This window comes from Janibacter sp. LM, from assembly GCF_039631275.1.
In the GTDB taxonomy this organism is placed as follows: Bacteria; Actinomycetota; Actinomycetes; order Actinomycetales; family Dermatophilaceae; genus Janibacter; species Janibacter terrae.
In genome coordinates this window covers 30,508-43,306 of record NZ_JBDIVG010000014.1, presented here as the reverse complement: position 1 = coordinate 43,306, position 12,799 = coordinate 30,508, and the positions used below count along the sequence as shown (strand labels likewise).

The window sequence follows — 12,799 nt, the reverse complement described above, 5'->3', positions numbered from 1 at the left end:
GGAGTTTCAAACCCTTGCGAAGGCGAGGTTTATCGGGTGACCCGATAAACCTGGGACTCCTGGGACCAGCCTCAGGCCAGGTCGTCGGTGGCCGCGGCGTGAGCACGGCCGAGCTCGCCGAGGTCGACCCGGTACTCGGTGATGCGGCAGCCCAGCCCGTTGGGCTTGACCCCGATGCCCTCCTGCCGCCAGTGCTCGAAGACGGCGGACCGCTTGTGCTGCGGCGCGTCCCCAGAGGCGTTGACGACACGCCACCACGCGACCCCGCTGCCGTACTCGCGCAGGACCCAGCCGACCTGCCGGGGCCCGGTGCCGACGAGCGCCGCGATGTCCCCGTAGGAGATGACCCGTCCACGGGGGACGAGCTCCACCGCACGCAGCACCCTCTCCACGAGGACGTCGTCCATGCTCACTCCTCGCTGACCGTCACGCTCTCGATGCGGTGGACCTTCGCCGGGGCGCCGTCGCCGCTCGACCCGTCGGCCTCGATCGCCTCGACGGCGTCCATCCCCTCGGTGACCTTGCCGAAGAGGCTGTAGCTCGGCGGCAGTCCCACGCCCGCGTCGCCGGTGACGATGAAGAACTGCGAGCCGTTGGTGTCCGGCCCTGCGTTGGCCATCGCGACCGAGCCGATCTCGTAGTCCCCGGCCTGCGGCAGCTCGTCCTCGAACTCGTAGCCGGGGCCGCCGCTGCCGTCGCCCGACGGGTCACCGCCCTGGACCATGAAGTCCTTGATGACGCGGTGGAAGGTCAGCCCGTCGTAGTACCCGTAGCGCGCGAGGACGACGAAGTTGTTGACCGTCGTCGGCGCCCCCTCGGCGTCCAGCTCGATCGTCACGTCACCGGCGTCGGTGGCGAGCGTCGCCGTGTAGGTCTTCGCCTCGTCGATGCACATCGGCGGCGCCTCCTCGAAGGAGGTGGCGCGCACCTTGGCCCCGCCCTCGGGCGGGCACTCGGTCGCGCCGCTGACCGCCGTGGTCTTCGCGTCGGTGCCGCCGTCGCCGGAGCCGGAGCCGCACCCGGTGAGGGCGAGCAGGACGGCGGCGGCGAGGGCGGGCAGGGCGCGTCGGGTCATGGCCGGAGTCTACGAACCTGCGTGCTCGCGGGCGCATGATGAGGGCATGGCCTCGCTCACCCGGACCCTCGCCATCACCCACCCGATCGTCTGCGCGCCGATGGCCGGCGTCGCCGGCGGCCGTCTGGCGCATGCGGTCTCGACCGCCGGTGGCCTCGGCATGATCGGCGCTCGGGGTGCCTCCTCGCCCGAGTGGATCACGGAGCAGGCGGCGATCGCGGGGGCGGGAGGGACCCCCTTCGGCATCGGCCTCATGGCGTGGGTGGACGAGGTCGACGACCAGATCGACGCCGTCCTCGCGCTCGAGGGGGAGCGCCGTCCGGCGCTCGTGTCGGTGTCCTTCGGCGCACTCGCCGCGCCCGTCGCCCGGCTGCGGGAGGCCGGCCTGCGCACCGCCTGCCAGGTGGGCAACGCGGCCGACCTGGCGGAGGCGATCGACGCGGGCGCGGACGTCGTCGTGGCCCGCGGGGGCGAAGGGGGCGGACACGGGCGTGACGAGGTGGCCACCGCCGACATGCTCGCCCGTGCGCTCGCCGAGACCGACCGCCCGGTCCTCGCCGCCGGCGGCATCGCCACCGGGGGCGACGTGGCCCGGGCCCTCGCCGCGGGAGCCGCCGGGGTCTGGTGCGGCACCCCCTTCCTCACCTGCGTCGAGGCCGACAACACCCCGGCCGCGCGCGCCGCGATCGTCGTGGCGAGCTCGACGACGTACTCCCGGGTGCACGACGTGGCCCAGGACCTCGCGTGGCCGCGCGAGTTCGGCGGGAGGGCCGTGTCGACCCCCTTCGTCCGGCAGTGGGCGGGGGGCGAGGACGCGATGACCGCGGACGCCCGCGCCGAGCACGCCGCGGGGCGGGCGGCCGGCGACCCCGGCTACGCGCCGCTCTACGCGGGCACCGGTGTCGACCGGCTCAGCGCGGAGACCGACGCGGCCGCCGTCGTGCGGGCTCTGGCGGACGGCATTTGATGTCGTGTGACTCGTCCCACAGGATGAGGGCATGAGCGACGAGACCTCCGCGGGCGTGCACTTCCCGAGCGACGACCAGGGCCGACGGACGACGACCCCGACGACGAAGGGGGTCCTCGCGGACTCCGTCCGTGCCGTCGACCCGGCCCTGGCCGAGCGCGTCGACGGCGCACGCGACTGGCGCAAGGACTACGCCGACCTCGTCCACGCGGTGACGCTCGCCAGCGCCGCCTCGCCCGACGCCGCGACCCGCATCGCGGCCGACGGGCTGGCCTCGATGCGCCGCCGGATGGTGCTCGTCGACGCGGGCGGTGCCGAGGTGCCGCTCGAGGAGGCGGAGCCGGGCGGGGCGAGCGAGGCGACCTTCGGGACCGAGTCCGTGCGGGGCACCGCGCGGCCGGTCACCGAGCTGCGGGTGCCCTACGAGGGGCGTGAGCTCGCCGGCGATCAGCTGCGCGGTCAGCTCGCCGCGTGGGTGGACCGCGGGATCGTCGAACCCTCCTTCGCGGCGGCGGTCGAGGAGGTCGTCGACCACCCGGAGTGGCTCGCGCTGCCGGGCCACCGCGCGCTGCTCATCGGGGCCGGCGCCGAGATGGGGCCGCTCGAGACCCTGCTGTCCTGGGGCGCCGACGTGCTCGCGATCGACCTGCCGCGCAGCCGCGCCTGGCGGTACAAGAAGGGCCTGGCCTCCCGCGGCGCGGGCACGCTGACCTTCCCCGTCGACCCGGCCGGTGAGGAGGGCGGCGACGTCGTCCACCAGCTGCCGCAGGTCCTCGAGTGGGTCCGGCGGCAGCAGGGCGACCTGCCCCTGGCCGTCGGGATGCACGCGTACGCGGACTCCGGGGTGCACGTGCGCCTCACGGCGGCGGTCGACCTGCTGATGGACGAGCTGACCGCTGCCGACCCCGGCACCGCGCTCGCGTGGCTGGCGACCCCGACCGACGCCTTCGTCGTGCCGCCGGACGTGGTCGCCGATGCCCGGCGGCGCTGGGACGCGCGGGGGCTCGGGCTCAGAGGTGTCCAGGCGCCGGCGCGCGCGGTCGGGCGCGGGCGGCTCTTCGAGCCCGCCTATCGCGATGCGCCGGAGGGGCGCTCCGGGATCGCCGACGTCATCGTGCCCCAGCAGGGCCCCAACTACTCGCTCGCCAAGCGGCTGCAGCGCTGGCGCGGCGTCGCGGCCGAAGGGAGCGGGCAGACCGTCTCCTTCAACGTCGCCCCCGCCACGTGGACGCGCTCGGTGACGAAGAACCCGGTGCTCGGGGCCGCGTACGGCGGTGCGCACCACTTCGGCGTCGAGGTTTTCCGGCCGGAGACGGTGCGCCCGCTCATGGCGGCGCTGCTCGTGCGCGACCTCGTCCGCGGGGTGCCGCAGCGGGCGCACCCGGAGGAGCTCTTCAGCGATGCCGCGGCCCACGGCGGCCTGTGGCGCGTGGCCTACGAGCCCAAGACCGCCCTGGGCGTCGCCGCCGTGGCCGGCCTGCCCGGCTCGGTGAGGCGGCGCCTGCGGGGCTGACGGTGGTGGGCACACCCGCCTCATGATTATCGGGTCACCCGATAAACCTCGGGTTCGCAAGAGTTTTAAACTCATGGGAACCCGATGAATATCGGGTGACCCGATAATCCTGGGACGAGCCCCCTCAGCCCCCGTCATGCCCCCGCAACAACTGGCTGAAGTCCGTCACCGGCCCGAGGGGCCCCGGCTCGTCGGCGCCCTGGGCGAAGCCGGCGACCCCGGTGCGCTCGGCCACCACGAGGGCGGCGAGCTCCTCGGCGGCGCGCTGCACGCGACGGTCGAGGTCGACCTCGCCACCGAAGTCCTCGGTCGCCGCGAACACCGCGGTCGGCACGACGACGGCCCGTAGGTAGGCGAAGAGCGGGCGCAGGGCGTGCTCGAGCACCAACGAGTGCCGGGGCGTGCCGGCGGTCGCCGCGACGAGCACGGGCGTGCCGGTGAGCGCGTCCTTGTCGAGCAGGTCGACGAAGGTCTTGAACAGACCGGAGTAGCTGGCCGTGAAGACGGGCGTGACGGCGATGATGCCGTCGGCCGCCGCAACCTGGCGCTGGGCGGCGCCCAAGGCCGGAGTGGGGCGTCCTCCGGAGACCATCGACTCGGCCATCTCGACGGCCAGCTCGCGCAGCTCGACGAACTCGACGTCGAGGGACTCGCCCCGCCCGCCGACCGCGGAGCGCGTGGCGTCCGCGAGCTGGTTGGCGAGCAGTCGGGTGCTCGAGGGCTGCGAGAGCCCGGCGCTGATGACGACGACGCGGCGGCTCACCGGGCTGCCATCTCCTGCTCCTGCTGGGCGATCGCGACCGGGCTGGTCACGACCTTGCGGTGCGGGCTGTCGGGGCCCTCGGCGACGAGCGACGCGTGCGTGGGCGGCTCGCTCGGGACACCCTCGGGGCGGCGCGCCTCGAACTCCCGGCGCAGCACCGGCACGACCTCGCGGCCGAGCAGCTCGACCTGCTCCAGGGCCATCTCGAGCGGCAACCCGGCGTGGTCCATGAGGAAGAGCTGGCGCTGGTAGTCCCCGACGTGGTCGGCGAAGGACAGCGTGCGCTCGATGACCATCTCGGGCGTGCCGACGGTGAGCGGCGTCTGCCGGGTGAAGTCCTCCATCGAGGGACCGTGCCCGTAGACCGGCGCGTTGTCGAAGTACGGACGGAAGACCCGCTTGGCCTCCGCCTCGGTGCCGGCCATGAAGGCCTGCCCGCCGAGCCCGACGATCGCCTGGCTGGCGTCACCGTGGCCGTAGTGCTCGAAGCGGCGGCGGTACAGCTCGACCATCTGGGCGGTGTGCTCGAGGTTCCAGAAGATGTTGTTGTGGAAGAACCCGTCGCCGTAGAAGGCGGCCTGCTCGGCGATCTCGGTGGAGCGGATCGACCCGTGCCAGACGAAGGGGGCGACGCCGTCCAGCGGTCGGGGGGTCGAGGTGAAGCCCTGCAGGGGCGTGCGGAACTGGCCCTTCCAGCTCACCGACTCCTCGCGCCACAGGCGGCGCAGCAGGTGGTAGTTCTCGACCGCCAGCGGGATGCCCTGGCGGATGTCCTTGCCGAACCACGGGTAGACGGGGCCGGTGTTGCCGCGGCCCATCATCAGGTCCAGACGGCCGCCGGACAGGTGCTGGAGGAAGGCGTAGTCCTCGGCGATGCGCACGGGGTCGGTCGTCGTGATGAGGGTCGTGGACGTGGAGAGCTTGAGCCGCTCGGTCTTCGCCGCGATCCAGGCGAGGTGGGTCGTCGGTGCCGACGGGACGAAGGGAGGGTTGTGGTGCTCGCCCGTCGCGAAGACGTCGAGCCCGACCTCCTCGGCCTTGAGCGCGATCTGCGTGATCGCGTCGATGCGCTCGCCCTCGCTCGGCGTGCGGCCGGTCGTGGGGTCCATCGTGACGTCACCGACGGTGAAGATGCCGAACTGCATGACCGCTGCCTCCGGGGTTGTTGATGATTCAACTATACCAACAGGGGGCCCCGCGGTTCCATTCCATGGTCAACGGGTGGATCTCTGCCGGGCGGCCTGGACGTACGAGGGCCGGCGCAGCAGGGCCATGGTCCGGTACTGGCTCAGCCCTCGGGGCAGCTCGTCCACAGGGTCGAAGGGGTCCGCGGGTGCGGCGTCGCCATCGAGGGTCAGGCTGCCGAAGGTGTGCCACCGTCCTCCTGGTCTCGACCACGACAGCTCCCAGGCCATGGCGGCCGTGCCCCGCGGCGTCAGGCGCAGGAGCAGGGGTCCGGTGCCCGTGGCCATCGGCACGAGGGTCGAGCACGTGCCGGCGGACACGCGCGGCAGCAGCAGGTGGCGGCTGACGCGCCCGCTGCCGGTGCCGGCGAGCAGGAGGTCTCCTCCGGACGGCCCGTCGAGGTGTACCGCGATGCCCTCGATGTCAGGGGTCCCAGCGGGCAGCCCGATGGCGCGACTGCGTCGCACCACGCAGGTCCACGTGCCCTGCTGGTCGCACACGGCGACACCGACGGGTACCGCCGCGTCCTCGGTCACGGACCACGTCCCCCGGAAGACCTCCCCCTCGGGATGCAGCGGCCTGGCTCCGCCACGGCCGTAGATCCTGTTGATCAGCACCGACAGCGCGTGGCCGCCCAGCTCGGCACCGCCGTCACGGATGACACCCAGAGTCCTCATCGATCCAGACTAGGACCGCGCGAAGGGGGTGACCCCCTTCCCGCGCACCCCCGGGGACGCGACGAAGACCGACCCGGCGGCGGGGTCCTCGCCCTCGTCGAGGCCCTCCCGCGAGGTCGTGATGTACAGCTCGTCGAGGTCCGCGCCGCCGAAGGTGCACGCGGTCACCTGCCGCGCGCCGACCTCGACCACCGCGTCGAGCGTCCCGTCGGGGGAGCGGCGTTCCACCCGGCCGGCGCCGAAGAGAGCGGTCCAGACACCCCCTTCGGCATCGACGGTCAGGCCGTCGGGGTTGCCGTCGACGTCCGCGAAGGTTCGCCCGTCGACCAGCCCGCCCTCCGGCGTCCAGTCGAAGACCGTGATCCGGCCGGTCGCCGTGTCGTCGTAGTAGGCGAGCGTCCCGTCCGGTGACCAGTCGATGCCGTTGGAGACCGTCACGGCGGGCAGCGCGGTCTCGACGGACAGGTCGGCGCCGACGCGGTAGAGGCGCGCGGCCCCCTTCGCCTGGTCGTAGGCCATCGACCCGACGTAGAGGGTGCCGTCGGGCGCGACCCCGCCCTCGTTCATCCGGACCGCGTCCGTGGTCCACAGCGGGCGAAGGGGATCCACCCGCCAGTCCTCGTCGGCGAGCGCCAGCCCCCGCTCGACCGCGATGACCGCACCCCCGCCCACGCGGGGCCGGATCATCGCGGCGACGTCGCCGACGTGGGTGCGGGAGATCGCGCCGCTGTCGTCGAGGGCGAGGACGTCGCCGGCGAGCATGTCGACCCAGCGCAGGCCGCCCCACCCGGGCCACCAGCAGGGGCCTTCGGCGTGGTGGGCGACGGCATCGGTGAGGCGGGTGGCGCGCATGCCCTCGAGGCTAGCCGGGGGCCGTGGTCCGGCTCAGTCCCGCTCGAGCAGCTCCGCGATCTGGTGCGTCAGCTCCACGGCCGCCTCGATCTCGACCTTGCGGCTGGAGACGGACTCGATGTTGAAGCCGAAGGGGATGCCGAGGTAGCGGCAGAAGCTGGACAGCTCGCGTGCGGCGTTGAGCGCGTGGAGCTTGGACCAGGCGAGCGGGTCGTCGGCGTGGAGGATCTCGTTGCGCACCCAGCTCGGCACGTCGACCCCGAGCCACTCGAGGAACTGCAGCGTCTTGGGCGACCCGCACAGCGAGAGCGTGAAGATCAGCGGCGCCGGGTCGAGCCGGTCCTCCACGACCGCGTAGCGGTAGTCGGACGCGAGGTTCTTGGCGGCACCGATGTCGTAGACGATCTGGCTGATGAAGAAGCTCGACCCGGCGTGCTGCTTGCGCAGGATCCGCTCGTGCTCGTCGCCGCGCCCGGCGTGGCGCTCGGGGATCGTCACGCCACCGAGCGGCAGGAGGGGGCGCACCGTGCGGTGCAGCTCCACCGCCTCCGCGAGGCTGGTGCGCATCTCGGCGTCGCGCGTCGAGGACCCGACGAAGACCGTCAGCACGTTGTCCGGCGCGGACTCCAGCCACGTGCGCAGCTCGTCCTGGGCGTACTTGCCGACCGCGCGGTAGACGATCGCCGGCCGGTCCCACGCCTGCAGCTGGCGGCACAGGTACTCGCCCGGGTCGAGCATCGCGGCGAAGGGGAAGGGCCGCGGCGCGTCGTTGCGGTCGGCCTCGTCGGTGATGTCGTAGAGCACGAGGGCGTCGACGGGCAGCGCCTCGACGCGCTCGAGCGTCCGGGCGGCGATCTCGGCGACGCGCTCGGGGGCGGTCTCGGCGCGCGGGGGCGTCAGGCCGAAGAGCAGGACCTCGCGGGGGTTGCGTGCCGGCGCAGGGAAGGCCCCGGGGGAAGGCGTGTGCGACTCCGACTCGGGCTGCTCCATGGCTGCACGTTATCCGCCGGGGAGGGGCGCTCGCCGGGGCGTCCGCTGGCTAGGCTCGGCCCGAGCCATCCCGGCCTCGTCGAAGGAGAAGCATGCAGATCACGGACACCGCAGCCATCGTCACCGGCGGGGCCTCCGGCCTCGGCGCCGCCACGGCCTCCGCGCTCGCCGCGGCCGGGGCGAAGGTCTACGCCTTCGACCTGCCGACCGCCGTCGAGACCGCGCCGCAGGTCGAGGGCGTCGAGTACGTCGCGGTCGACGTCACCGACCCGGAGCAGGTCCAGACCGCCGTCGACACCGCCGCCGGTGCGGGCGTGCCGCTGCGCACCGTCGTCAGCTGTGCCGGCATCGGCCCCTCGATGCGCATCCTCGGCAAGAAGGGCCCCCACGACCTCGCCTTCTACGCCAAGGTCGTCCAGGTCAACCTCATCGGCTCCTTCAACGTCATGACGCTCGCCGCGGAGAGGATCGCGGCCACCGAGCCCCTCGAGGACGGCGCCCGCGGCATCGTCATCAACACCGCCTCGATCGCCGCCTACGACGGCCAGGTCGGTCAGGCCGCGTACGCCTCGAGCAAGGGCGGCATCGTCGGCCTCACCCTGCCCGCCGCGCGCGACCTCGCCCAGCACGGCATCCGCGTCATGACGATCGCGCCCGGCATCGTCGAGACCCCGATGCTCGCGACGGTCTCCGAGGAGTTCCGCGCGGGCCTCGCCGCCGGCGTCCCCTTCCCGCAGCGCCTCGCCCGTCCCGACGAGTACGCCCAGCTCGCGCTCGCGATCATCGACCACGACTACCTCAACGGCGAGGTCATCCGCATGGACGGCTCGCTGCGCATGGCCCCCCGCTGACTCCCGCTCCCTGAGGAGCTTGCGCAGCGCCGTCCCGCTCCCTGAGGAGCTTGCGCAGCGCCGTCCCGCTCCCTGAGGAGCTTGCGCAGCGCCGTCCCGCTCCCTGAGGAGCTTGCGCAGCGCCGTCCCGCTCCCTGAGGAGCTTGCGCAGCGCCGTCCCGCTCCCTGAGGAGCTTGCGCAGCGCCGTCCCGCTCCCTGAGGAGCTTGCGCAGCGCCGTCCCGCTCCCTGAGGAGCTTGCGCAGCGCCGTCCCGCTCCCTGAGGAGCTTGCGCAGCGCCGTCCCGCTCCCTGAGGAGCTTGCGCAGCGCCGTCCCGCTCCCTGAGGAGCTTGCGCAGCGCCGTCCCGCTCCCTGAGGAGCTTGCGCAGCGCCGTCCCGCTCCCTGAGGAGCTTGCGCAGCGCCGTCCCGCTCCCTGAGGAGCTTGCGCAGCGCCGTCCCGCTCCCTGAGGAGCTTGCGCAGCGCCGTCCCGCTCCCTGAGGAGCTTGCGCAGCGCCGTCCCGCTCCCTGAGGAGCTTGCGCAGCGCCGTCCCGCTCCCTGAGGAGCTTGCGCAGCGCCGTCCCGCTCCCTGAGGAGCTTGCGCAGCGCCGTCCCGCTCCCTGAGGAGCTTGCGCAGCGCCGTCCCGCTCCCTGAGGAGCTTGCGCAGCGCCGTCCCGCTCCCTGAGGAGCTTGCGCAGCGCCGTCCCGCTCCCTGAGGAGCTTGCGCAGCGCCGTCCCGCTCCCTGAGGAGCTTGCGTAGCGCCGTCCCGCTCCCTGAGGAGCTTGCGCAGCGCCGTCCCGCTCCCTGAGGAGCTTGCGCAGCAAGCGTCTCGAAGGGTCAGGCCGGCTCGGTGACGTCGGCGACCTGCGCGCCGAGGTGGGCGATCATCGCGTCCGCGTCGAGGGTGGCGGCGAGGCCGTGCTCGCCGGCGCCGATCGAGACGGTGCGACCGGCGACGGTCGTGTCGGCGATCACCGGCAGCGCGGTCAGGGAGCCGAAGGGGGTGATCGTGCCCCTCTCGTAGCCGGTCACCTCCTGCGCGACCTCCTTGTCCGGCAACGAGATCCGGTTGACGGAGAGGAGGGTGCGCAGCTTCGGCCAGGAGATCTGGCGGTCGCCGGGGACGAGGACGAAGAGGTGGTCGCCCTCCCCCCTTCGCACCACGAGGGTCTTGATGATGTCGCGCGGCTCGACCCCGCGGGCGGCGGCTGCCTCCTCGAGGGAGCGCACCTTGCCGTGCCGCGTGATCGTGTGCTCGATGCCGCTGTCGCTCAGGGCCTGCGTCGCCCGGGTGCCGTCCATGATCCGACCCTACGACTGGGGGACCCGGGCCGTCTCGTGCATCACAGGATGTTATGTCTGGCCAAACATGATCTTATGCTTGACGGCATGGGCTTCTTCGACTTCCCCGACCCGGTCAACGAGAAGGCGGCGCGCACGGTCGCGACCGGCGTCGTGCTGCTGAGCGTGCTGACGCTCGTGACCGGCTGGTGGTGGCTCACCGTGCCGCTCGCGCTCGGGTTCCTCGGCCGGGTGCTGGCGGGTCCGCGCCTCAGCCCCCTCGGCTGGCTCGCGATGAAGGTCGTCGGGCCCCGTCTGGGTGCGCCCAGGTTCTCGCCCGGCCCGCCCAAGCGCTTCGCCCAGGGCATCGGTGTCGCCTTCTCGACGACGGCGGCCGTGCTCGCTCTCGGGTTCGGTCAGACGATGGCTGCCGGCATCGTCCTCGGCGTCCTCACCCTCTTCGCCACCCTGGAGGCGGCGCTCGGCTTCTGCGCCGGCTGCTTCGCCTTCGGCCACCTCATGCGCTGGGGCGTCGTCCCCGAGGACACCTGCGAGGCCTGCGCGGACATCTCCCTTCGCCGGCCCCAGCCCTCTGCATTGCCCTAGGGCAATGCAGCCTCTCGCGACCGTTCGTCTGCATTGCCCTAGGGGAATGCAGACGAACGGGCGAGCGGGAGCGGGTCAGCGGCCGAGGAACTGCGCGAAGAGCGCCCGGGCCTCCTCGCCCTGCCCACGGCTGCTCAGGGTCGCGGCCTCGTCGACGGCGGACGCGGCCCGGTCCCGGGTCCACGAGGCGCGCAGCAGACGGCGGCTGTCACCGAAGGCGCCGGCCGCCCCCTTCGCCAGGCCGATCGCCAGCTCGAGCGCACGGGCCTGCGCGTCCTCGACGACCTCGGCCACCAGACCCTGGGCCAGCGCGTCCTGGGCCGACATCGGCCGACCCGAGAGGGCGAAGGCGAGCGCCCGCTGCTGGCCGATCGCGCGCGGCAGCAGGTACGAGGCACCGCAGTCCGGCGTCAGGCCGATCGCCGGGTAGGCGAAGACGAACTTCGTGCCCTCCTGGGCGACGACCACGTCCCCACCCAGCATGATCCCGAGGCCCCCGCCGGCGACGGCGCCCTGCACGGCCGTCACGACCGGCTTGGCGAGGTCCTCGAGCGCGATGACCGCGGCGCCGGCCTCCTCGGCGAGCCGCTGCAGGTAGGCAGGGTCCTCCTCGTCGACGAAGCTGCGGATGTCGCCGCCGCTGCAGAAGCGCTTCCCGGCCCCGGTGAGCAGGACCGCGCGCACGGCGTCGTCCTCCGCGGCCGCGGCCACCGCTCCACGCAGGCCGGTGGCCAGCGCCATGTCGATGGTGTTGGACGCCTCCGGCCGGTTGAGCAGGATGCGTGCGACCCCGTCGGCGACGGAGTACTCGACGGCCGCCATCAGATCCGCCGGAAGAGCGCCGCGAGGGCCTGGCCGCCACCGATGCACATCGTGACGATGCCGTACTCGAGGTCCGCGCGGACCATGTGCTTGGCGGCGCGGACCGTGAGGATGCCACCGGTCGCGCCGACGGGGTGGCCGAGCGCGATGGCCCCGCCGTAGGGGTTGACCTGCGCGGGGTCGAGGCCGGCGTCGCGGATGACGGCGACGGCCTGCGAGGCGAAGGCCTCGTTGAGCTCGATGACCCCGATGTCGGACGGCTGCAGCCCGGTCTTGTCGAAGAGGGCCTTGAGCGCGAGCGTCGGCGCGTAGCCCATGAGCTCCGGCTCCATCGCGGCGGTCGTCACGGCCTCCAGGCTGACGAGCCCGCTCAGCCCGCGCTCCTGCACGGCCGACTCGCGGCCGAGGACGACGACACCGGCGCCGTCGTTGATCCCCGAGGCGTTGCCGGCCGTGACGGTGCCGTCCTTGGTGAAGGCCGGGCGGAGCCGGGCGAGGGTCTCGAGGGTGGTGTCCGGCTTGGGGTGCTCGTCCGTGTCGGCGGTGAAGGGCTTGCGGCCACCGACCTCGACCGGGGTGATCTCCTCGGCGAAGGCGGCCCGCGCCTCCGGGGTCGCCGCGCGGCGCTGCGACTCCAGCGCGAACTCGTCCTGCTCCTCGCGGGAGACGCCGTACTTCTTCGCGACGTTCTCCGCGGTGACGCCCATGTGGATGTCGTGGAAGGGGTCGGTGAGCATGAGGACGGTGCCGTCCTGCAGCTGGCGGTTGCCGAGCCGGTACCCGTTGCGGGCGCCGAAGTCGTAGAACGGCATCCGGGTCATCGACTCGTCACCGCCGGCGAGGGTGAAGTCGAGGTCGTTCCAGCGCATCTCCATGGCCGCGGACCAGATGGCCTGCAGGCCGGAGCCGCAGAGCCGGTTGACCGTGTAGGCCGGGACATTCGCGGGCAGGCCGGCGGTCACGGCGACACGCCGCGCGTTGTAGGCGTCGGGGCCGACCTGGCCGATGCAGCCCATGACGACCTCGGAGATGTCCTCGCCCGTGACGCCGGCGCGGCGCAGCGCCTCGCGGCTCGCGGTCGCGCCGAGCTCGTGGCCCGGGACGTCCTTGAACATGCCACCGAAGCTGCCGGTGGGGGTGCGGGCGCCGTCGACGACGACGATCTTCTCGTTGCTCATGGTGGCTCCAGGGTCGGGTGCAGTGCTCACGGCAGCATCCCATCCCCCTTCGCCCCGG

General features: G+C 73.1%; 14 protein-coding genes. 4 read left to right on the top strand and 10 right to left on the bottom strand.

All coding sequences use genetic code 11. The features are described from left to right. Positions 1-71: 71 nt before the first annotated feature. Positions 72-407, bottom strand: a complete 336-nt coding sequence (locus tag ABC138_RS08580) for an MGMT family protein (RefSeq protein WP_068327375.1) — start codon at positions 405-407, stop codon at positions 72-74. A 2-nt stretch (positions 408-409) separates the two neighbouring features. Next, the gene (locus ABC138_RS08575) at positions 410-1,075 is read right to left on the bottom strand and encodes a peptidylprolyl isomerase (protein WP_345913402.1); all 666 of its coding nucleotides are present in this window, start codon (positions 1,073-1,075) and stop codon (positions 410-412) included. Positions 1,076-1,121: 46 nt separating this feature from the next. Here ABC138_RS08575 and ABC138_RS08570 point away from each other — a divergent pair, with 46 nt between their 5' ends. After that, a complete protein-coding gene (locus tag ABC138_RS08570) occupies positions 1,122-2,042 on the top strand; it encodes a nitronate monooxygenase (RefSeq protein WP_345913401.1) in 921 nt (306 codons plus the stop codon). A 31-nt stretch (positions 2,043-2,073) separates the two neighbouring features. Next, on the top strand, positions 2,074-3,555 hold the full coding sequence (locus ABC138_RS08565) for a hypothetical protein (RefSeq protein WP_345913400.1): 1,482 nt from the start codon (positions 2,074-2,076) through the stop codon (positions 3,553-3,555). A gap of 124 nt (positions 3,556-3,679) precedes the next feature. Here ABC138_RS08565 and ABC138_RS08560 read toward each other — a convergent pair whose 3' ends face one another. The 5 genes from ABC138_RS08560 to ABC138_RS08540 all read right to left on the bottom strand — a co-directional run bounded on the left by ABC138_RS08560 (position 3,680) and on the right by ABC138_RS08540 (position 8,022). Further along, positions 3,680-4,318 carry an FMN reductase gene (locus ABC138_RS08560; RefSeq protein WP_345913399.1) on the bottom strand — a complete coding sequence of 213 codons (639 nt, stop codon included), beginning with the start codon at positions 4,316-4,318 and terminating at the stop codon, positions 3,680-3,682. After that, positions 4,315-5,463, bottom strand: a complete 1,149-nt coding sequence (locus tag ABC138_RS08555) for an LLM class flavin-dependent oxidoreductase (protein WP_068327360.1) — start codon at positions 5,461-5,463, stop codon at positions 4,315-4,317. The genes ABC138_RS08560 and ABC138_RS08555 overlap by 4 nt, the downstream gene beginning before the upstream one ends. A 69-nt stretch (positions 5,464-5,532) precedes the next feature. Beyond that, entirely contained in the window at positions 5,533-6,180 is a 648-nt protein-coding gene (locus tag ABC138_RS08550; RefSeq protein WP_345913396.1) for a hypothetical protein, read from the bottom strand. A 9-nt stretch (positions 6,181-6,189) separates the two neighbouring features. Then, positions 6,190-7,032, bottom strand: a complete 843-nt coding sequence (locus ABC138_RS08545) for an SMP-30/gluconolactonase/LRE family protein (protein WP_345913394.1) — start codon at positions 7,030-7,032, stop codon at positions 6,190-6,192. 33 nt (positions 7,033-7,065) lie between these two features. Then, positions 7,066-8,022, bottom strand: a complete 957-nt coding sequence (locus ABC138_RS08540; RefSeq protein ID WP_345913393.1) for a 5,10-methylenetetrahydrofolate reductase — start codon at positions 8,020-8,022, stop codon at positions 7,066-7,068. Positions 8,023-8,114: 92 nt separating this feature from the next. Here ABC138_RS08540 and ABC138_RS08535 point away from each other — a divergent pair, with 92 nt between their 5' ends. Then, a complete protein-coding gene (locus ABC138_RS08535) occupies positions 8,115-8,873 on the top strand; it encodes an SDR family NAD(P)-dependent oxidoreductase (RefSeq protein WP_068327353.1) in 759 nt (252 codons plus the stop codon). An 818-nt stretch (positions 8,874-9,691) separates the two neighbouring features. On the opposite strand, the gene ABC138_RS08530 is transcribed toward ABC138_RS08535, so the two are convergent. After that, on the bottom strand, positions 9,692-10,156 hold the full coding sequence (locus ABC138_RS08530; RefSeq protein ID WP_068327350.1) for a YbaK/EbsC family protein: 465 nt from the start codon (positions 10,154-10,156) through the stop codon (positions 9,692-9,694). Between the two features lie 87 nt (positions 10,157-10,243). On the opposite strand from ABC138_RS08530, the gene ABC138_RS08525 reads away from it, so the two are divergent. Further along, positions 10,244-10,741: a DUF4395 domain-containing protein gene (locus ABC138_RS08525; protein ID WP_345913388.1), complete on the top strand. Its 498-nt coding sequence runs from the start codon at positions 10,244-10,246 to the stop codon at positions 10,739-10,741. A gap of 75 nt (positions 10,742-10,816) precedes the next feature. On the opposite strand, the gene ABC138_RS08520 is transcribed toward ABC138_RS08525, so the two are convergent. Beyond that, positions 10,817-11,563, bottom strand: a complete 747-nt coding sequence (locus ABC138_RS08520) for an enoyl-CoA hydratase/isomerase family protein (protein ID WP_345913387.1) — start codon at positions 11,561-11,563, stop codon at positions 10,817-10,819. Further along, positions 11,563-12,741: a thiolase family protein gene (locus ABC138_RS08515; protein ID WP_345913386.1), complete on the bottom strand. Its 1,179-nt coding sequence runs from the start codon at positions 12,739-12,741 to the stop codon at positions 11,563-11,565. Before ABC138_RS08515 ends, ABC138_RS08520 begins: the two co-directional genes overlap by 1 nt. Positions 12,742-12,799: the final 58 nt, after the last annotated feature.